The organism is Nocardia brasiliensis (assembly GCF_011801125.1).
Taxonomy (GTDB): Bacteria; Actinomycetota; Actinomycetes; order Mycobacteriales; family Mycobacteriaceae; genus Nocardia; species Nocardia brasiliensis_C.
This window is the reverse complement of the sequence record NZ_CP046171.1, coordinates 1,584,797-1,605,281: the sequence shown is the minus strand read 5'-3', so window position 1 is coordinate 1,605,281 and position 20,485 is coordinate 1,584,797. Positions and strand designations below refer to the sequence as shown.

Annotated in this window: 12 protein-coding genes and 1 pseudogene; 6 read left to right on the top strand and 7 right to left on the bottom strand. The window is 68.1% G+C overall.

Annotated elements, in window-relative coordinates:
- Nucleotides 1-2 precede the first annotated feature (2 nt).
- Complete coding sequence (locus F5X71_RS07245) at nucleotides 3-1,688, bottom strand: MFS transporter (protein ID WP_167461237.1); 1,686 nt, start codon at nucleotides 1,686-1,688, stop codon at nucleotides 3-5.
- Nucleotides 1,689-2,214: 526 nt separating this feature from the next.
- On the opposite strand from F5X71_RS07245, the gene idi reads away from it, so the two are divergent.
- The 5 genes from idi (at nucleotide 2,215) to F5X71_RS07220 (ending at nucleotide 7,129) form a co-directional block, all read left to right on the top strand.
- Nucleotides 2,215-2,838, top strand: coding sequence for an isopentenyl-diphosphate Delta-isomerase (idi, locus tag F5X71_RS07240; RefSeq protein ID WP_167461236.1), 624 nt, complete (start codon nucleotides 2,215-2,217; stop codon nucleotides 2,836-2,838).
- On the top strand, nucleotides 2,839-3,870 hold the full coding sequence (locus F5X71_RS07235) for an L-tyrosine/L-tryptophan isonitrile synthase family protein (RefSeq protein ID WP_167461235.1): 1,032 nt from the start codon (nucleotides 2,839-2,841) through the stop codon (nucleotides 3,868-3,870).
- Nucleotides 3,867-4,676, top strand: coding sequence for a TauD/TfdA dioxygenase family protein (locus tag F5X71_RS07230; RefSeq protein ID WP_167461234.1), 810 nt, complete (start codon nucleotides 3,867-3,869; stop codon nucleotides 4,674-4,676). The genes F5X71_RS07235 and F5X71_RS07230 overlap by 4 nt, the downstream gene beginning before the upstream one ends.
- A gap of 174 nt (nucleotides 4,677-4,850) precedes the next feature.
- The gene (locus F5X71_RS07225; RefSeq protein WP_167461233.1) at nucleotides 4,851-5,756 is read left to right on the top strand and encodes a UbiA family prenyltransferase; all 906 of its coding nucleotides are present in this window, start codon (nucleotides 4,851-4,853) and stop codon (nucleotides 5,754-5,756) included.
- Nucleotides 5,757-5,776: 20 nt separating this feature from the next.
- Nucleotides 5,777-7,129: a cytochrome P450 gene (locus F5X71_RS07220; RefSeq protein WP_174817020.1), complete on the top strand. Its 1,353-nt coding sequence runs from the start codon at nucleotides 5,777-5,779 to the stop codon at nucleotides 7,127-7,129.
- Nucleotides 7,130-7,187: 58 nt separating this feature from the next.
- Here F5X71_RS07220 and F5X71_RS07215 read toward each other — a convergent pair.
- Nucleotides 7,188-7,799 (bottom strand): annotated as a pseudogene (locus tag F5X71_RS07215) (alpha/beta hydrolase family protein); the annotation flags it as partial.
- On the opposite strand from F5X71_RS07215, the gene F5X71_RS07210 reads away from it, so the two are divergent.
- Nucleotides 7,766-8,329: a MerR family transcriptional regulator gene (locus F5X71_RS07210; protein WP_174817019.1), complete on the top strand. Its 564-nt coding sequence runs from the start codon at nucleotides 7,766-7,768 to the stop codon at nucleotides 8,327-8,329. The pseudogene F5X71_RS07215 and the gene F5X71_RS07210 sit on opposite strands and share 34 nt — an antisense overlap.
- Here the strand turns inward: F5X71_RS07210 and F5X71_RS07205 are convergent.
- The 5 genes from F5X71_RS07205 to F5X71_RS07185 all read right to left on the bottom strand — a co-directional run bounded on the left by F5X71_RS07205 (nucleotide 8,281) and on the right by F5X71_RS07185 (nucleotide 20,427).
- On the bottom strand, nucleotides 8,281-15,048 hold the full coding sequence (locus tag F5X71_RS07205) for a non-ribosomal peptide synthetase (RefSeq protein ID WP_167461232.1): 6,768 nt from the start codon (nucleotides 15,046-15,048) through the stop codon (nucleotides 8,281-8,283). The genes F5X71_RS07210 and F5X71_RS07205 overlap by 49 nt on opposite strands.
- Before the next feature lie 647 nt (nucleotides 15,049-15,695).
- On the bottom strand, nucleotides 15,696-18,089 hold the full coding sequence (locus F5X71_RS07200; RefSeq protein WP_167461231.1) for an ATP-binding cassette domain-containing protein: 2,394 nt from the start codon (nucleotides 18,087-18,089) through the stop codon (nucleotides 15,696-15,698).
- Nucleotides 18,090-18,167: 78 nt separating this feature from the next.
- On the bottom strand, nucleotides 18,168-18,578 hold the full coding sequence (locus tag F5X71_RS07195) for a VOC family protein (RefSeq protein WP_167461230.1): 411 nt from the start codon (nucleotides 18,576-18,578) through the stop codon (nucleotides 18,168-18,170).
- A 5-nt stretch (nucleotides 18,579-18,583) separates the two neighbouring features.
- A complete protein-coding gene (locus F5X71_RS07190; RefSeq protein ID WP_167461229.1) occupies nucleotides 18,584-19,042 on the bottom strand; it encodes a helix-turn-helix transcriptional regulator in 459 nt (152 codons plus the stop codon).
- Nucleotides 19,043-19,125: 83 nt separating this feature from the next.
- Entirely contained in the window at nucleotides 19,126-20,427 is a 1,302-nt protein-coding gene (locus tag F5X71_RS07185; RefSeq protein ID WP_167461228.1) for a hypothetical protein, read from the bottom strand.
- Nucleotides 20,428-20,485 lie beyond the last annotated feature (58 nt).

Genomic DNA, 20,485 nt, shown 5'->3' with positions numbered 1-20,485 from the left:
CCTCAGAGCTTGGCGCTGCGTGGCAGGGCGAAGAACCCCAGGGATATCAGGATCATGATGCCGATGCCGTAGGCGAGGGTGTAGCGGAAGGTGTGCGCGAAGTTGACCGCGTTGGCCTGTGCCCCCGCGTCGGCAAGCACCCGCGATACCGCCTCGTTGCTCGGCTCACCCGGCAGGCAGCTGTGCGGCACCTCGGACGGGTCCACCTGTGCGGACCGATCCTGCACGCAGGCACGGAAATTCGCGAGAATCTGCTCCTGCGCGGGCGCGGGCAGACCGGCCTCGGCGAGCTCGCCGCGCAGGGCGGTCGTCGTCTGATCGACGCCGCGCGCGGAATCGTGGTCCAGCTGGTTGAAGAACACGATGCCGACCAGCGCGACACCGAGCGCGATGCCGAGTTGCTGTCCGGTGTTGAGCAGTCCGGAGGCCGCGCCCGCGTCCTTGGTCTGCACCTGGCTCAGCACGAGATCGATGGTCGGCGCCACCACCAGGCCGAAGCCGAGACCGATCACCAGCAGCGGCGTCATCATGTGCCACGGCGTGGTGTCCGGGCCGTAGTGCGCGACGAACCAGCCGTAGAGGCCGAGTCCGATGCCGGTGACCAGGCCGCCGGCGATCAGCACCTTGCGACCGAAGCGCGGCGCGAGCACACCGGCGGAGGCGGCCGCGCCGACTCCGGTGGCCACCGCGAAGAACAGCGAGGTGAGTCCGGCCCGCATCGGCGACCAACCCAGGCCCACCTGCATGACCAGCGTCCATACCAGGAAGAATCCGCCGAAGCAGATCCAGAACAGCAGCCAGCTGGTCAGGCCGAGCGCGAACGGCCGCAGCCGGAACAGGCTGAGGTCGATCAACGGTGATCCGACGGTGGCACGGCGCCTGCGCTGGTGCCCGATGAACACCAGCAACACCGCGACCGATGCCGCGATCATGGCGAAAGTCCAAGCGGGCCAACCCAGTCGGCGCCCCTCGGTGAGCGGGTAGGTGAGCAGCAGGATCGCGGCGACGACCAGTGCGACGCCCACCAGGTCCAGCCTGGACGCGGCCGCGGAGCGGGATTCCTTCATCACCAGCACGCCCGCGATCACCGTCGCGACACCGAAGGGGATGTTCACCAGGAAGATCGGCCGCCAGCTCAGGTCGAACAGATTCCATTCCACCAGCAGCGCGCCGAGCGCGAGTCCGACCGCGGTCGCCGAGCCGCAGACGCCGCTGTACACCGCGATCGCCTTCGCCCGCTCCTTGGCCGGAAAGGTGATCCGCAGGATGGCAAGGATCTGCGGCACCATGAGGCCGGCCGCCGCACCCTGCAGGAAGCGCGCGACGATCAGCGCGGTCGGCCCGGAGCTCAGGCCGCAGGCCGCCGAGGCGAGGGTGAAGCACGCCATCCCGAGCAGGAAGATCCGCTTGCGCCCATACAGGTCACCGAGCCGCCCACCGGTGATGAGCGTCGCGGCGAAGGCGAGCACATACGCCGCGACAATCCATTCGATCTGCGAATACTGCGCACTCAGATCGGACTGGATACTCGGCACCGCGACATTGACGATCGTGACGTCCAGCAAATCCATGAAGCCCGCCGCCAGCACGATCGCGAAGGTGATCCAACGACGCGGATCGACGGCGACGGAGTCGCCGTCGGGTGGCGTCGACTGGTCGACATGCGCGTACTCGAGGTCCTGTGCCACGACTCTCCTGATTTCGCTCGAATGATGCGACCGACGACGCCACGCTGACTTTCGTGCCCACCTGATCAACTTGCCGAACGCAACGCAACCTCGTCGTGAACAGACAGAATGCTACAGACACCGACACCGATCGCAATGCTCCTTCCGTAGCAGTAACCTGCCACTCGGTCGCCCCAGAGAATTATGTCCGAATACGCCGGAAGACGTTGGCGCACTAGACATTTGACATCATCATCGATGCTTCATCGGCCGTTTCACCACCCGAGGAAGTCGTCGAATCCCCATTATTCGCGACATAGTTTGTCAGGTCTGATGGTTTGTTACATCCGTCACGTGAGCGGGCCGAATAATTTGTCAGCTTTCATTTTCCGGACTCGAGAATATGTCACATCGATAATTTGTCACGTCCCGCCGTACCGCTTTAGTTGTATGTGATTGCGCGCACTCAGGGGGTGCGGTATCTTCGGTGCCGGGAGGTCACAGACGTGCAGATTATGCCGTCGATATCATGATATGAGAGTTTTTCATGGAATCTGTAATACTGGTCGATGAATCCGGTATTCCGCTCGGGTCGGCGGATAAAGCCTCGATTCACGACCACCGAACGCCGTTGCACCTGGCATTCTCCTGTTATGTATTCGGACCGCAGGGCCATTTCCTGCTCACGCGACGCGCCACCACCAAACGCACCTGGCCCGGCGTCTGGACGAACTCCTGCTGCGGGCACCCGCAGCCCGGCGAGAAGATGGCCGACGCCATGCTGCGCAGGCTCTCCGACGAGCTCGGCCTGACCCCACGACGCTGGGGGATGGCACTGCCGGACTTCCGCTACCGCGCGGTCATGGACGACGGCATCGTCGAGAACGAAATCTGCCCAGTCTTCGTGGCTTTCGTGGACAGCGACCCGATCCCGAACCCGGCCGAGGTGGACGACTTCGCCTGGATCGACTGGTCCGGGTTCGGCGCGCTGGTGCGCACCGAGGCCCTGCGGATCTCGCCGTGGAGCCGTCTGCAACTGGCCGAGCTGGCCACCCTGTCCGCTGAGCCGGCCCAGTGGCCGATCCTGACCGCCGACTTACTGCCGCGGCGATGGCGCGAGCCGCTCGGCGTGCCCGCTGCCGCCGCGACCACTTCCGGAAAGGAAGGGTAAATGACCACCACTACCGCCGCCGGTGCGCTGCACGAGACCGCACTCTCCCCCGCCGACCACGCTGTCGCCGAACGGATTCTGCGTATTGTCTTTCGCCGGCGCCGCACCGCCGAGCCCGCCGATCCCTGCGCGACGAACCCGTGCCCCGATTGTTTTGCCCCGCACCTGGAAACGGTCGGGCAGTTCATCACGGCGAACAAGCCCATTCACTTCGTCATTCCGGCGTTCCCGGCGAAATCGCGCAACCGCCGCAAGACTATCGGGCGGCTGCCCGACCTGGGCGAGCAGATCGCCCTCGAATCGGTGCAGGGATTCTGCGAACAGGTCTCGGCGGTGTACGAGCCCGGTGCGGTAGTGACGATCTGTTCGGACGGGCACGTGTTCAGCGATGTCCTCGGCATCCCGGACGAGCACATCGACGACTACGGGCATGAGCTGATGCGGATGATCCGGTCCATCGGCGGCGGCGCGATCGGCCTGTACGGGCTGCGCGACGCGATGCCCGACCTGTCGTGGGACGAGCGCAGGGCCCGGCTGCTCGCGGAGTACGCCGAGTCCGTCGCCGAGATCAGGGAGACGGTCCGCACCGACCCCGCCGCGCGGCGCATGTTCAACGGCATCCACCGGTTCGTCACCGAGGACGACGCGGTGCTCCACGCCGAGCTCAGCGCCACCCGCAGGCGCAATCAGGCCAAGCAGACCGCCTACGAGGTGGTGCAGCGCAGCCAGGCCTGGAGCAGGCTGGTCGGCGAGGTCTTTCCCGCCGCCGTGCGCCTGTCCATTCATCCGCAGGACCACCACGGCAGCAAGATCGGCTTCCACCTGCTGCGCACCGTCGACGGCTGGCTGACCCCGTGGCACGGCGTCGTGCTCGACGACGGTATTCGCCACGTGCTCGTGAAGCGAGCGCGCGCAGAGGAATTGGGCGGGCGCCTGGTGTGGCGCAACAGCAGGCCGAGTCACTTCGTCATCGACGAGCCGGTCGATGACCGCACCGCATCAGCACTGCTTATCTCCGGAGGAACGTTGTGAGCGATCAACTTCAGCAGACCCTGCTCGCCGGCACCGACCTGGCACCGTTCGGGCGCGTGGTGACCGCCGAAACCGGCGGGCGCACACTGGCCGACGTGCCGATCGATGAGTTGCTGTCGACCACCCTCGCGGCCAAGGTCCTGGTGCTGCGCGGCTTCGACCTGCTCGACAAGACCGACCTGGAGGCCTACTGCATGGCCGCGGGCGAGCTGGTGCAGTGGGAATTCGGCACCATCCTCGACCTGGTCGTCCAGGAGGACCCGCAGAACTACCTGTTCGACTCGGGAGACGTCCCGTTCCACTGGGACGGCGCCTGGTCCGAACGTGCCCCGCGCTTCTTCCTGTTCCAGTGCGTGCAGGGCTGCGTGCCCGGTGCGGGCGGCGAGACCGTCTTCTGCGATTCGACCCAGGTCTATCGCGAGGCGCCCGAGGAACTGCGCGAGCTGTGGGCCCGCACCTCGGTGACCTACCGCACCGACAAGCTGGCGCACTACGGCGGCACCATGACCCAACCGCTGCTCGACACCCACCCGACCACCGGTGAGACGACCATCCGCTACGCCGAGCCGCTCGACCCGGCCCGCTACCGGAACCCGTTGTTCCTCACCGTCGAAGGGCTCGGCGCCGACGACGCGGTCCGCGTGATGGACGACCTGCGCGACCGGCTGCACGACCCGCGCTACTGCTACGACCACGCCTGGCAGACCGGCGACATCGTCGTCGCCGAGAACCACGCGCTGCTGCACGGACGCAACCGTTTCCTCGGCTCGACCGCCCGGCACATGCAGCGGATCCAGATCATCTAGGTCGGGGCGCCGACGCGCCGATACCGAAGAGACCTACGACGCCAGACGACGACGGCGCTCGCGACGCGGGCGCCGAAGTTCCGCTGTCCGCTGCCGAGCACCGCGCGTCGAACCTTGCCATACAACAAGATTGGACTACCAGTCGTGGTCGATGTCATGACACCCGTTAAGTCTGTGCGAGCGTACGGGCGCCTCGCCAATCTCTATTTCCTCGACTACAACCTCGCCTATCCGATGGTGGCGACGCTGCTGCCCGCCGCGGTCGTGCGCGAGGGGCGTACCTGGGCCGCGTTCGCGGTGCTCATCGCGGGCTACTTCCTGGTGCACTGCGCGCTGATCGCGTTCGACGACATCACCGGATTCCGGGACGGCAGCGATGCCAAGAACTACCGCGACAATCCGAGCGCGCTGCGGCGCGCACACTGGAAACCCTTGGTGACCGGCGAACTTCGGCTGCCGCAGGCGTTGCGGTTCTCCTGGATCTGCCTGCTGTCCGGGTTGGCGCTGCTGGTGCTCGGGCTGCTCATCGCCCCCTATCACCCGCTGTGGCTGATCGTGCTCGCCGTCGTCGGCGCGTGTATCTCGGTGCAGTACTCCTACGGATTGAAGCTGAGCCACATCGGTTTTCAGGAACTGGTGCTGTTCCTGTTCACGATGCAGCTGGTCTTCGTGCCGTTCTGGGCGCTGACCGGCGGGGTCACCACGCGCAGCATGATCGAGGGCGGGTTGTTCGCGTTCTGGCTGATGATGGTGTCCTGGTACTCCAACCTGCGCGATATCGAAACCGATCGCGGCGTCGGCCGGATCAACGTGGCCACCATGACCGGCGAACGCACCTACATCAATCTGCTCGGCGTGCTCGCCGTCGCCGACGCGATCGTGGTGTTCGCGCTGATCGCCGCGGGCGAACTGCCGCTCGCCCTCGGCCTGCTGCTGTGCCCGGTGTTCGCGCTGCGGTTGGTCCAGTTCCGGCTCGGCGCGATCAAGCGCAACCCGCTCGTCGGCAGGCTGCTCGGCCGCAGGCTGGCCTGGACCGGCGCCGTACTGATGGCCGTCGGCAACCTGTTCCTGGCGAGCTGATCTCGCGTCGAAAGGACATGATGAACATCTCGAAAACCGCACGGCGCGCGAAGATCTGGGTTCGCTGGCTGGTGTTGCACGGCGCCGCGGGCGTCATGCTGCGAACGATGGCGCGCCGCGGCGACCCGTTCGCCACTCTGCTGGTCGGTCCGGGTCGCGGCATCGACCCCTACCCGGACATGGAACGCATCCGTGCCTCGGGCCGCATCGTGCCGACCCCGCTGCTCAATCTCACCGTCGACATCGAAGTCTGCCGGACGATCATGCGGGACAGTCGATTCGGGGCCACCAAGCCCAGCCACATGAGCATGCCGAAGCCGGTGCGCTGGATGTTGGAGCACACGGGGCAGGATCTGCCCAACCCCACCGACCCGCCCGCGCTGATCGCGCTGGACCCACCGGATCACAGTCGGCTGCGCCGCCCGGTCGTCGCCGCCTTCACCGCCGCCGCCATGCGGGACATGACCGATCGCATCGGCGTGGTCGCCGACCAGCTGCTCGACGAGCTCGAACCGCGCTCGCACGCCGATCTGATCCGGGACTTCGCGGCCAGGCTGCCGGTCGCGATCATCGCGCACCTGCTCGGCATTCCCGAGCACGATCAGCCGAAGCTGCTCGAGTGGGGCAACAGCGGGGCGCCGCTGTTCGATATCGGGGTGCGCCACGCGGGCTACCGGACCGGCATCGAGGGCCTCACCGACGCGCAGCGCTACTTCGGCGACCACGTCGACCGCCTGCGAATCCAGCCGGGGCCCAGCATCTTCGGGCAGGTCGTCGCGACGAGCGGGCTGGCCAAGCCCGAATTGATGGCCACCGCCTCGATCATCATGGGCGCGGGCTTCGAGACGGCGATGAACATGCTCGGCAGCGGAATCGTGCTGCTGCTGCGCAATCCCGACCAGCTCGCCAGGCTGCATGCCGACCCCGAACTGTGGGCGAGCGCGGTCGAGGAGATCCTGCGCGTCGAGAGCCCCGCGCAGATGACGATGCGCACCGCGCACGAGGACGTCGAGATCGCCGGTCACCGCATCCGCGCGGGCGAAGTGGTGATGCTGCTGCTCGGCGGCGCCAACCGCGATCCAGAGCGATTCACCGAACCGGCGCGGTTCGATATCGGCCGCGAAAGGGTGCGCGAGCACATAGCTTTCGGCCAGGGCATCCACACCTGCCTCGGGGCACGGCTGGCTCGATTGGAGGGCACCATCGGACTGCGCAAGTTGTTCGAGCGCTTCCCCGACCTCGCGCTCGACGGCGAACCCGAGCTGCGCGGTCTCGCCGTCTTGCGCGGCTTCGACCGCGTGCCGGTGCGGTTGCGCTCGGTGTCGGATCGTCGCGCGCCCGCGGGTCCGCGCCTGGCGGTACCGACCGGATAGCCCTGCGCCGCGTAACGGCCGGCCGCCCGCGACCTGCTCGCGGGCGGCCGCCGTCGGCTCAATGCGCCGGTGGCGGTGGGGATGTCGGCGCCACGTCCTGCTGCCTACCGCGCAGATGCCGCGCGAGGAAGCGGTCGACGCGGTGGTACATCTCGATCTCGTTCTCCTGGTTCACGAATCCGTGGCCTTCGTTGTCCTTGACCAGATAGTCGACCTCGACGCCGCGCTCGCGCAGCGCCGCGACCATGTTGTCGGACTCGGCCCGTACCACCCGGACATCGTTGGCGCCCTGGACCACCAGCAACGGCGTGCGGATGCGATCCACCCTGCTGATCGGCGAGCGCGCCAGCATGTCGGCCTCCTGCGCCGGATCGTCGGGATCCCCGACGAACAGATACCAGTTGTTGGCCATCATCGGCCGGGTGAACGGCGGCATGGTCCGCAGGAAGTTCGCCAGGCTCGAGATACCGCAGTAGTCGATGGCGGCGGCGAAGACATCCAGGGTGAAGGTGACACCGACCAGGGCCGCGTAGCCACCGTAGGAGCCGCCGAAGATCGCCACCCGCGCCGGATCGGCGTACCCCTGCGCCACCGCCCACTCGCGAACTCGGGTTCTCGCTGGCTCAGATCGCCGCCATGGGCACCGCCGAGATGCCGTCCGCGGCGGCGCTGCGCGCCCTTGACGCCGAACTCGCCGCGAATATCGAACGCCTGCAACGTATCCGGGCCGAGCTCGCGATCACTCTGCGGCAGGGCACGCCGGCCGAGCTCCCGCCCGCGCTGGCCGTCGCCGCCGCCCGGGTGGACCTCTCCGAGGCCGACCGCGCCTTCATCGTCGTGCTGTCGCGGGTGCTCGGCCCGGCCGGCATCGAAACGTACATCGAGATGTTCCGGAACTACCAGGTCCGCCCCGAGGCACTCGAACTCGACCAGCTCCCCGCCAATGCCGACGACCACACCAAACAGGACCTCGCCGAGCGCATGGTCCCACTGATCCACGCGCTGACCGCCGCGCACCCGGCCCTTGAGTCCAGCACCGACGACGCGCCCCGCGGCCCCCACTTCGCCGCCCGCACCCTCGGTGCCGCCATCGAAGACCTCGACAACCCGGCCCAGCTCGACGTCCTCAAACGCGTCGCCGGTCTGTTGGCTCAGGAGCCGGACGGGAAGAAGCCGGTGCGGCGGAACGCCGCTATGTAGGTGTCGAGAGCGGCTTCGTCGATGGGGGCACAGGTGACGGCGCTGTGCACGAGGGCGCGTGCGGTGTTGGTGGCGTCGATGAGGGGCGCGGGTGCCGCGGCGAAGTCGGCGCCGAGCAGGGCGGCGCGGACCAGGGAGTCGTCACCCGTCTGCGCCCGGGTGTGGGCCTGCTCGGTGAGGCGGTGCCGCACTTCCTCGAATGTCGCTGTCTCGATGGGGTATCCGTTGCGGCGCAGACAGTCGAACAGGGTGCGGATCGCCACCGGCTCGTCGGGCACCAGGTGGTACGCGGTGGCGGTGGCGGCGCCGAGGGAGATCTCGACGAGTGCGCGCGCCACATAGGTGACCGGGACCAGCGCGACGCTCGCCGCGCCGACCTCGGGGACGATGCCGAGAACGACCGCCGCACGCACCATGTTCCAGAACGAGTCGTCGGGGCTGTTGATCCCGACTCGAAGATCGCCGGAGACCAGACCCGGACGGTAGACGCGCGCGGGCACGCCACGCTCGGCCGCCCGCAGAACCAGTTGCTCCGCAGCCCATTTGGTCGAGATGTACCCCTGCGCCGGTAGCTCATCCGCACCGATCCGGGTGTCCTCGGTGACGGACGCTGCGGCAGCGGTGGAGATCACGGTGTTCACCGTGGAGACGAAGTGCACTGCTTTGAGCCGACGAGTGGTCGCCAGCCGCAACACTTCCCGAGTGCCCTCGACATTGGCGGCACGCAGGCGCGCATAGCGTTCGAGGTGATTGACCTGTGCGCCGTTGTGATAAATGGCGTCGATCCGGTTGGCGAGCCAGCCGTGCTCGGCGTCGGACAGTCCGAACGCGGGCAGCGCTAGATCGCCCGGTATCGGGACGATCCTGGTCTCCAGCGCGTCGTCCCAGAGCTGGAAGCGCCGCAGTGCCTGCCGGATTCGCTCGCGTCCCGCGCGGGCACTGTCGGCACGCACCAGACACCACACCACGGCATCGGTGCGGTCCAGGAGTTCGCGCAGCAGGTACGCGCCGAGGAACCCGGTCGCTCCGGTCAGCAGCACGTCACGCGGGCCGACGCGATGCATCGGCGCGATACCGGTGGCCGAGATGTCCGGGCCGAGCACCGCATCGGCGGCGACCACGGCCGGGCTGTGCGGCGCAAGGTGCTCTCCGGTGAGGTAGGCGGCGAGCGCCCGTACGGTGGACGCGCCGAACAGCGCCGACACCGGCACCTCGATGCCGTGCTCCGCCAGCGCGTGTTGCAGGGCGAGCGTGCGCAACGAGGAACCGCCGCGGGCGAAGAAGTCGTCGTCGGCGCCGACCTGCTCGACCGCGAGCACCTGCGCGAAGACCTCGGCCACGAGCTCCTCGGTCGGCGTAGCCGGTGCGCGCCACGCCGCGGCCCGAAAGCTCGGCGCGGGCAATGCTTTTCGATCCACCTTGCCCGTCGTGGTCAGCGGGATGTCGTCGAGCGGCACGATCGCGGCGGGCACCAGGTGCCGCGGCAGGGTGCGCTCGACATGCGCGAGAAGCGCATCACGGTCGGGTTCGCGTCCCACCGCCGCGCGCACGTAGCCGACCAGAACCGTTTCACCGGTGGGTGTTTCGTGTGCGACGGTGACCGCGCAACCGACGTCGTCATGGGCGCCGAGCACCGCGTCGACCTCGCCGAGTTCGATCCGAACCCCGCGGATCTTCACTTGGCGGTCGGCGCGCCCCACGTATTCCAGGTCCCATGCGTCCCTGTCGGCAGGACCGCGCCTGCGCACCAGATCACCGGTCCGCAACATCCGCTCCCCCGGTTCGCCCCAGGGGTTGGCGACGAACCGATGCGCCGTGAGCGCCGCGCGGTCATGGTAGCCGCGCGCCAAGGCGTCACCCGCCAAATACAATTCGCCGGTCACGCCCGGCGGAACCGGGTGCAGCCGAGCGTCGAGCACTACCGCGGACACCCCGCGCACCGGTCGACCGATGGTGACGCCGCGTCCCGCGACCTGAGCACCGAACGTGGCGGCGACGGTGGCCTCGGTCGGGCCGTAGGCGTTGACATAGCGACGACCCGGCTGCCATTTTGCCACCAGGTCCGGTGTGCTGACATCCCCGCCGACCAGCACCGTCGCGGTCGGCACGGCCGCCGGGTCGATGGTGGCGAGCACCGCGGGGGTGACACTGCAATGCGTCACCCGCTCGTCGCGCAGCACCGCGGCGAACTCGGGGCCGCCGATCACGCCGTGCGGCAACACGACCAAGCTCGCACCGACCGACAGCGCGCACAACCACTCCAGGGCCGCCGGGTCGAAGCTCGGCGAAGTCGCGTGCAGCAGCGCATGATCCGGCCCGAGACCGAGCACGCCGACCGCGTGCTCGACAAGTCCGGCGAGCCCGGCGTGCGTCACGGTGACACCCTTCGGGACGCCCGTCGATCCAGACGTGTAGCTCAGATATGCCGGATTACCCAGGCGCAGTGGGCTTTTCCGATCGGAATCGGTGACCGGAGCCGGCGATCGACGCGCACAGAGCGCGGCGACATCGGGATGGTCGAGCTCGAGCCATGCCACCTCGCCGGGCACGCGGTCGCGGTACGCGGTGCCGGTGATGCCGAGCACCGGGGCCGAGTCGGTCACCATGTGGCCTATCCGGTCCGCAGGGTACGCCGGATCGACCGGAACATAGGCACCGCCGGCTTTGCCCACCGCCAGTGCTACCGCGAGCATCTCGTAGCCGCGTGGCAACGCCACCGCGACAAAGCACTCCGGGCCGACACCGCGCTCGATCAGCACGCGCGCCAACCGCGACGAGTAATCGTCGAGTTCGCCGTAGCTGATCGACCGGCCGCTCGCACGCACCGCGACGCGGTCACGCCCGTGCCGGATACCGCGCAGCAGCAACTCCGGCATCGACGCCCCGGCCGCCGACCGCGTCGAGTCCATGCGGGTGAGCGCGGCGTACTCATCGGGTGTGAGCAGCGACAGATCACCCACCGGGCGCCGCGGTGCGGCCACGATCGCCGCGAGCAGCCGCGCGAACCGCGTTGCGGCGGCACGAATCGTGGTCTCGTCGAACAGATCTCGCGCGAAGGAGAACCGGGCCGCGAGTCCCGCGTCGGTCACCCCGAGCACCAGTGACAGATCGTATTTCTCGACGTCGCACTCTATATCGACCGCGCTGACCGAGAGCCCGGGTAGTTCGAATGCCGCCGTCGCCACGTTCTGGAACACCAAACCGACTTGGAACAGCGGGTTTCGCGCGGTCGATCGGTCAGGGCGCAACAACTCGACCAACCGCTCGAACGGAATATCGGCGTGCGCGAAGGCCTGTAGGTCGGCCTCGCGGATCCGCGCCAGCAGCTCTTCGAAGCTCTCCTGCCCGCGCACCCGCGCGCGCAGCACCAGGGTGTTGACGAACATGCCGATGAGATCGTCGAGTTCGGGTTCGCCGCGCCCGGCCACCGCCGTGCCGACGGCGATATCGTCGCTGCCCGACCACCGGGACAGCAGGACCGCGAACGCCGCGTGCACCACCATGAACAACGTCGCGTTCTGCGCACGGGCCAGCTCCGTCAGTCCGTGGTACACCTCCCCGTCGATCGAGAAGTCCACGCGCCCACCGGCGAACGAGCGCGTCGCGGGCCGCGGCCGATCGAAGGGCAGGACGAGTTCGTCGGGCGCACCGGCCAGCGCGGCGCGCCAGTACTCGGCCTGACGTGCGAGCAGGCTGTCCGGATCGGTATCGGCGCCGAGTACGGCGCGCTGCCAGATACCGAAGTCGGCGTACTGCACCGGCAGTGGCGTCCACTCCGGCGCGACACCGCTCGACCGAGCCGCGTACGCCGTCATCACATCTCGGGTCAGCGGCCGCATCGACGATCCGTCACCGCAGATGTGATGCGCGACGAGCACAAGCACGTGTTCGGTCACCGCGGTATCGAGGCGAAACAGCGCGACTCGCAACGGAACCCGCACCGCCACATCGAATCCGGTGGCCGCAACCGAGGCGATGCGGGGCAGCACCGCGGCCGCGTCGATCGTTTCCGCGACGAGTTCGATCGCCGCCTGCGCCGGATCGAGAATCGACTGGTAGGCGACACCATCGCATTGCGGGTAGACCGTGCGCAGAGTCTCGTGCCTGGCGATCACGTCACCGACGGCCGCGCGCAGCGCGGCGACATCGAGTTCACCGATCAGGCGCACGGCTACCGGGATGTTGTAGACCGCCGACGCGGGATCGAACTGATTGAGCAACCACATGCGCTGCTGCGCCATCGAGAGCGGGACCCGGTCCGGACGCGGTCCGGCGACCAGTGGCTTGCGCGCGCCCGTGGCCGCCCGACCGCTAACCGCCTCGGCCAGCTCGGCGACGGTGGGCGCGTGGAAGAGCAGCCGTGCGGGCACGCGCGCGTCCAGTGCCGCGCCGAGCCGGGCCGCGGCCTGCGCGGCCAGCAGCGAATTGCCGCCGAGTGCGAAGAAGTTGTCGTCCAGGCCGATGCGGATGTCGCCGAGAACTCCGGCGAACGCCTCGGCGACGGTCCGCTCGATCGGGCGCGCGGGCGCCCGGAACACCGCGGTGTCGACGACCGGCACGGGCAAGGCCGCGCGATCCAACTTGCCGTGCGCGGTCAGCGGCAGCGCATCGATGACGACGACCGCCGCGGGCACCATGTGATCGGGCAGGGCCTGCGCCGCCGCGGTACGCACCTGCGCGGACCGCACGTCTCCGATCACATACGCGACGATCCGCCGGTCGCCAGGCGGGTCCGTCCGGACGACAACGGCGGCCTGCCGCACCGCCGGTATCGCGAGCAGCGCGGACTCGATCTCGCCGAGTTCGACGCGGTAGCCGCGCACCTTGACCTGATCGTCGGCGCGGCCGAGATAGACGAGATTGCCGTCGGCCTGCCAAGCGGCCAGATCACCGGAGCGATAGAGACGGGAGCCGTTCGGGGCGAACGGATTCGCCACGAATCGGGCCGCGGTCAAGCCCGCCTGGCCGAGGTAGCCGCGCGCCAGCTGCGCACCCGCGACATAGATCTCCCCCGGCACGCCCGCCGGGACCGGACGTAGTCGATCATCCAGCACGAGCACCCGCGATCCGCTGAGTGCGGAGCCGATCACGCTGCGCTCGCCGACGGCGATGGGATGGAAGGTGGTGTGCACGGTGGTCTCGGTGATGCCGTACATATTCACCAGCCGGGTGGCGCTACCGTGGCGGGCCTGCCAGTCGTGTACGCGACCGAAATCGAGTGCCTCGCCGCCGAATATGATGTACCGCAACGACAATGGCGCAGCCGGTGCGGATTCCGATGCCACGCGGTCGGCCTCGGCGAGTTGATAGAACGCCGACGGGGTCTGATTCAGCACGGTCACTCGTTCGGCCCGCAGCAATTCGAGGAATTGGTCAGGGGCACGCGAGGTTTCGTGATCCACCAGGACCACCCGGCCACCGTGCAGCAACGCGCCCCACAGCTCCCACACCGCGAAATCGAAAGCGTAGGAGTGGAACATCGTCCACACGTCCCGATGATCGAAGCCGAACCGCGCGCGGGTGTTCGCGAGCAGCGCGATCACGTTGCGATGCGGGATCTGCACGCCTTTGGGCCGTCCCGTGGACCCCGAGGTGTAGATCACGTACGCGAGATGCCGCGGCCGCAGCGCACGCACCCGCTCGTCGTCGCCGATCGGTGCGCCGTTGAGATCGAACACCCGGTTCACCTCGAACACGGGTGTCGCGCCGGGCACCGCGATGCCCGCGCGGGTCAGGACCGCCGCCGGTGCGGCGTCGGCGAGCAGATAGGCGATCCGGTCGGCGGGATAGGCCGGATCGATCGGCAAGTAGGCAGCGCCCGACTTGACCACAGCGAGCAATGCGACGACCAGATCAACCGAACGCGGCAGGACCACCGCCACCAAGTGCTCCGGGCCGATACCGCGCGCGATCAGCCTGCGCGCCAACCTGTTCGCCCGGACATCGAGCTCGCGATAGGTCAGTGCCGCGGCGCCGGCGCTGACCGCCGTCGCATCCGGGAACGCCCGGACCACCTCGTCGAACATACCTGCCAGCGTCTTGTCCGGTCCGGGGTACACCGTGCGCGGGAAGAGCGTGCCGAAGAAGACACCGAGCGGCCCCGGCGACTGGCGTTGCCGCGGACAGGTCCCGGCCGCGGCCACCTCGGCCTGTGTCACGAACCCCACCTCGTCATCGTCCGCGCCGCACGAGACGTAGGCGATGTCCGCGCCGGTGACGGGACGCAGCCGGTCGGCGTAAGTCACCGGCTCACTGGACAACTGGGCGAGCTCGCGCCGCACGCCGGGGTCGTCGATCAGCACCTGTTCGAGCCCGTCGAACGCCCGCACGGCAGCGAATCCGGTCGCCGCCGTACAACCGATGATCGGCTTCGCCGCGGCCAACAGCCGAAGCGTGCGCGCCTCGGGCTCGTGCGGGTCGAGCACCACGAAGCCCGCGCCGGTCTTCGCGACCGCCCACGTGACGAGCACCGCCTCCACCGGAGCCTCGATCGCGATGGCGACCAGGTCACCCGGACCCGCCCCGCGTCCGATCAGCAGCCGCGCCAGCCGGGACGACAAGTCGTCCAGTTCGCGGTACCGCAGCTCGGTCCCGTGGAACGCGACGGCGATCCCATCGGGGTCGGCCTCCACCGCGAGCGCCAGCAACCGCGGCACGGTGGCGCCGCCGGAGCGCCGCGCACGCGCACGCCTCGGCTCCCGCGTCTGGTCCGCCGCCACGGACGCGCAATCCCTCACTTAGTTCTCCCAGCACATTTCTTTCACCAGCAACGAGTCAGCGTCCACCACAACGGCTGGTCACATGACCAGTTCGCGGTGCGGCGGATTCTGCGGGGCTGCGGCAGCACCGCCGAGCACACGCCGGATTTTTATCATGAACCACTCCGTCCCACGCCGGATCCAGGGTTTCAGATGAAAGTTGCCAACTGATAGCTCGCCTTTCAGGCTACCGCCTGGTCGGTATCCAACGGTTGCACCCCGGGCAATGCAGTGCCTCCGCAGCAGCCAGGTGGTTAACGAGAGGGATCGATATTCTTAACGGGCGGCGTCACCGCACATTGCTTACCATTTGCGACACAAGCGATCTCGAACTAAACGGTGACTCACACCACAGCGGAGTTTTAGACTTTGTTAGGAATTCATGAGATTTTCGTACCTCAAGTACGATGACAGCTTCACCTAAAGTACTAACTCTTTAACACAATTAATGAGTAACAGCTTCAGTTGGTGTAGCCGATATCGCGCACAGCATTCGACAACCCCCGGTCGCGAGCGATGATCACCAGGCCGGACAGCACGACAGCCGCCGTGCGGCTCCGCGAAACGGAGCGCGCACGGCGGCTGTCGCCGTCGGGGTCAGGCTCGGATCAGGCGCCGACGTACTCGGCGAGATGTTCGCCGGTAAGCGTGGACCGCGCGGCGACGAGTTCGGCGGGGGTGCCCTCGAAGACGATCTTGCCGCCGTCATGGCCCGCGCCGGGGCCCAGATCGATGATCCAGTCGGCGTGCGCCATCACGGCCTGATGGTGTTCGATCACGATGACGGACTTGCCGGACTCGACCAGCCGGTCGAGCAGGGTGAGCAGGTTCTCCACATCCGCGAGGTGCAGACCGGTGGTCGGCTCGTCGAGCACGTAGACCCCGCCCTTGTCGGCCATGTGCGTAGCCAGCTTGAGTCGCTGCCGCTCGCCGCCGGACAGCGTGGTGAGCGGCTGACCGATGGTGAGATAGCCGAGCCCGACGTCGACGAGCCGCGCGAGGATGGCGTGCGCGGCGGGGATGCGCGCCTCGCCCGCGCCGAAGAATTCCTCGGCCTCGGTCACCGACATCGCGAGCACCTCGCTGATGTCGCGGCCGCCGAGGTGATAGTCGAGCACCGAGGCGTCGAATCGCTTGCCCTCACACACATCACAGGTGGTCGCGGTGCCCGCCATCATCCCCAGGTCGGTGTAGATCACGCCCGCGCCGTTGCAGTTCGGGCATGCGCCCTCCGAATTGGCGCTGAACAGTGCGGGTTTCACGCCGTTGGCCTTGGCGAACGCCTTGCGGATCGGTTCGAGCAGGCCGGTGTAGGTCGCCGGGTTGCTGCGCCGCGAACCGCGAATCGGCGTCTGGTCCACGGCCACTACGCCTTCGGACGCCGGAATGGAACCGTGCACGAGCGAGCTCTTGCCCGAACCCGCGACACCGGTGACGACGCAGAGCACCCCGAGCGGGATATCGACGTCGACGCCGCGCAAGTTGTGCCGGGTCGCGTTGCGAATCCGCAGTGCCCCAGTGGGTTTGCGCACCGAGTCCTTCAGCGCGGCCCGGTCGTCGAAGTGCCGTCCGGTGCTGGTGCCGCTGGTACGCAGGCCGTCGACCGAGCCCTCGTAACAGATGGTGCCGCCCCCGGAACCCGCGCCGGGGCCGAGATCGACGACATGGTCGGCGATGGCGATCGTCTCCGGCTTGTGCTCCACCACGAGCACGGTGTTGCCCTTGTCGCGCAGCTGTCGCAACAGGTCGTTCATCCGCTGGATATCGTGCGGGTGCAGCCCGATGGTCGGCTCGTCGAAGACGTAGGTGACGTCGGTGAGCGCCGAGCCGAGATGCCGAATCATCTTGACGCGCTGGGCTTCACCGCCCGACAGCGTGCCGGAGGGCCGCTCCAGCGACAGATAGCCGAGCCCGATGTCCACGAACGAGTCCAGGGTCGCCACCAACGAGTCGAGCAACGGCTGGACCGACGGTTCTTTCAGCGCGCGCACCCATTCGGCGAGATCACGGATCTCCATTGCGCAGAGATCGGCGATGTTCTTGCGCTTGATCTTCGACGACCTGGCCGCCTCGCTGAGCCTGGTGCCCGCGCAGTCCGGACAGGTGGTGAAGGTGACCGCGCGCTCGACGAACGCGCGGATGTGCGGCTGCATCGACTCCTTGTCCTTGGACAGGAACGACTTCTGGATCTTGGGAATCAATCCCTCGTAGGTGAGGTTGACGCCGTCGACCTTCACCTTGACCGGTTCCTTGTAGAGGAAGTCGTTGAGCTCGCGCTTGGTGTACTTGCGGATCGGCTTGTTCGGATCGACGAACCCCGACTCGGCGTAGACACGCACCGTCCAGAAGCTGTCGGACTTCCAGCCGGGAATGGTGAACGCGCCATCGGCGAGGGACTTGGAATCGTCGTAGAGCTGGGTGAGATCGATGTCGGAGACCGAGCCGCGGCCCTCACAGCGCGGGCACATGCCGCCGGTGATGCTGAAGCTGCGCCGCTCCCGCACGGTGCGCCCGCCCCGCTCGATGTCGACCGCGCCCGCGCCGCTGATCGAGGCGACGTTGAAGGAGTACGCCTGCGGCGACCCGATATGCGGCCTGCCGAGCCTGCTGAACAGGATGCGCAGCATCGCGTTCGCGTCGGTGGCGGTGCCGACCGTGGAGCGCGGGTCCGAGCCCATCCGCTGCTGATCGACGGTGATCACGGTGGTCAGCCCGTCGAGCACGTCCACCTCGGGCCGGGCCAGCGTCGGCATGAAACCCTGCACGAAGCTGCTGTAGGTCTCGTTGATCAGCCGCTGTGATTCCGCGGCGATCGTGCTGAACACCAGAGAGCTCTTGCCCGAGCCGGAGACGCCGGTGAACACCGTGAGCCTGCGCTTCGGCAGCTCGATGCTGACGTCCTTCAGGTTGTTCACGCGGGCGCCGACCACCCGGATCGTATCGTGGCTGTCGGCGGCGTGGCGTGCGGCCCGCTTCGAGTTCGCCCTCGCGGTGCTGGTCATCCTGTCTCCATCTCGTTCAAGCGGGGCCGCTCGCCACGGGTGCTGATGTGCCCGTCGCGGCCCCGATCGCCGAATCCCTCAGCGCACTTCCTGAATACGGATCAAGTTGCCCGCGGGATCGCGGAAGGCGCAGTCGCGCACGCCGTAGGGCTGGTCGGTCGGCTCCTGTACCACCTCGGCGTCGCCGGCCTGCACCTTCTCGAAGGTGTCGTCGACGTTCTTGGTCGCCAGCAGCAACGCGCCATAGGTGCCCTTGGCCATCATCTCGGCGATGACGCGACGCTCCTCGTCGGTGATGCCGGGGTCGGCGGCGGGCGGGTGCAGCACGATCGAGGTGCCGGGCTGGTCGGGCGGGCCGACGGTGATCCACCGCATACCGTTGAACCCGACGTCCTTGCGCACCTCGAAGCCGAGCGTGTCGCGGTAGAACGCGATCGCGGCCTCCGGGTCGTCCTGCGGGAGAAAACTGGAAAGAATGCTGATGTCCATGGCAATCACGCTAGATCCGGCTGACGGCTCGGCGCTTCTCGATTCCTGATCGGTCTGGTCACCTGCTTGGTGATGAAGGTCGGCATCTCCGAGGTCTGATCCGCGAGGTGTTTGCGGTACGCGCTCGGCGACATGCCGACCAGCTCGGTGAATCGCGTGCTGAAGGTGCCCAGCGAGGAGCAGCCGACCGCGAAACAGATCTCGGTGACGCTGAGGTCGCCCCGGCGCAGCAGCGCCATCGCGCGCTCGATCCGGCGGGTCATAAGGTAGGAGTAGGGCGACTCGCCGTAGGCGATCCGGAACTGCCTGCTGAGATGCCCCGCCGACATGTGCGCGTCGCGGGCGAGTGCCTCGACGTCCAGCGGCTGCGCGTACTCCCGGTCGATGCGGTCGCGGACTCGCCGTAACCGGGCGAGATCACGTAGGCGGTCCGCCTCGGATGTACTGCTCACCTGCGAGATCATCGCACATCCCGCCGACCGTCGACCCAGGACCGAGCGCCGCGGGTACCGCCGTGGCAAATCCTTGCCATGGCGGGTTTCGGCCACTACGCACAGGTCGGCGAGAGCTCGTAGCGCGCCAGCGCCCGCGTGCACAGTTCGGTCAACTCCTCGACGGTGCGCAGCCGCGGCGGGTGGTAGCCGTTGACCCGCAGCGTGATCGCGCCACCGGATTCCGACATCAGCGCATACAGGTTGCCGCCCCGCTCGTCCAGCACACCACGCGTATGCAAACTCTGATTGACCAGGCCGATCTCGAACGAGGACGCCGGTTGCCCGTCCACGCACAGCACCGCGGGGTCCACCTCGCCGAGGTTGGAACACACGGTGACGGTCGGCGCGGCGGCCGTCTGCCGGGCCAGCACGCCGTACAGCCGGCGCGGCAGTGCCACCGCCTGCGGGATGAGGGGCGGCACGCGATGCCCCGCCTCGGCGGCCGCGCGCAGCTTCGTTTTGAGCACCGCGCGCAGCCCGGCGAGATCGGCGGGGGCGCCATCGCGCAGGTCCACCTCGAAGTCGATGGCCGCCAGCGCGTTGGCGCGCTCGTCGGTCTCGGTGCGGGTGCTCACCGGCATCATCAGCACGACCTTGCCCGCCTCGTCGGTGCGACCGACCGCCGTGGCGACCTCGGCCAGCAGCGCCACCGCCAGCGCGGTCGAACTGCCCCCGCGTGCCCGCGCGGCCGCGTGCCACTCGTGCGCGGGCACCGTGACCGTGATCGTGGGCAGGCCCGCGTCCTGGCCCTGTGCCCCAGCGGAGGCGGCGCGACGACCGGTGATGGCCAGTCGCGTACCGAGCACCGCCGCGCCGAGCATCGGGCGGATGCGGCGCGCGGCCGCGCCGAGTTCGTCGAAAAACAGCCTGGCCCGCCCGAATTCGTCGCTCGGGTAGGTCGGATCGAGTTCCTTGCCCACGACCGCTTCCGCGATCGCGGCGCAGAGCGCACGGGCATCGGCGATGGTGTGCGACACCAGCAGCGACACCACGCTCTCCCCGTTGTCCATGGTGGCGCTCGCCAGCCGATACGCTGGTCCGCCATAGGTGCGCAGCTCCGCGCGCGCCTGCTCGGCGATCCACGCACCGCGCGCGGCCTGGGGAACCGGCGCGTCGGCGACCTCGAGCGGGCCGAACTCGCCGCGGGTGCTCCAACGGTCACCGGCCGCCGGAATCAGCGCGGGCAGCACCACCCGCCCCAACCTGCCGCGGCGGAGCGCGACATGGAACTCGCGCAACGCCGCCATGTCCACCGGACGGTCGTAGGACCAGACCGCCTGTATCGCCAGTGTTCCACCCAGCGCGGCGTGTCCCCGCGCACTTACACAGTCGATGTCATCCAACCGGTATGACACGTGAATCTCCTACCCGGCATTACCGCATGCCATCGAAGAGCATCACGCCTGATCCGGT

Bases quoted from the DNA above. Each gene is read 5' to 3' on its own strand.
- idi (WP_167461236.1), top strand. From the start codon at position 2,215: ATGGAATCTGTAATACTGGTCGATGAATCCGGTATTCCGCTCGGGTCG.
- F5X71_RS07195 (WP_167461230.1), bottom strand. From the start codon at position 18,578: ATGGACATCAGCATTCTTTCCAGTTTTCTCCCGCAGGACGACCCGGAG.
- F5X71_RS07220 (WP_174817020.1), top strand. From the start codon at position 5,777: ATGAACATCTCGAAAACCGCACGGCGCGCGAAGATCTGGGTTCGCTGG.
- F5X71_RS07235 (WP_167461235.1), top strand. From the start codon at position 2,839: ATGACCACCACTACCGCCGCCGGTGCGCTGCACGAGACCGCACTCTCC.
- F5X71_RS07210 (WP_174817019.1), top strand. From the start codon at position 7,766: ATGGGCACCGCCGAGATGCCGTCCGCGGCGGCGCTGCGCGCCCTTGAC.
- F5X71_RS07200 (WP_167461231.1), bottom strand. From the start codon at position 18,089: ATGACCAGCACCGCGAGGGCGAACTCGAAGCGGGCCGCACGCCACGCC.
- F5X71_RS07190 (WP_167461229.1), bottom strand. From the start codon at position 19,042: ATGATCTCGCAGGTGAGCAGTACATCCGAGGCGGACCGCCTACGTGAT.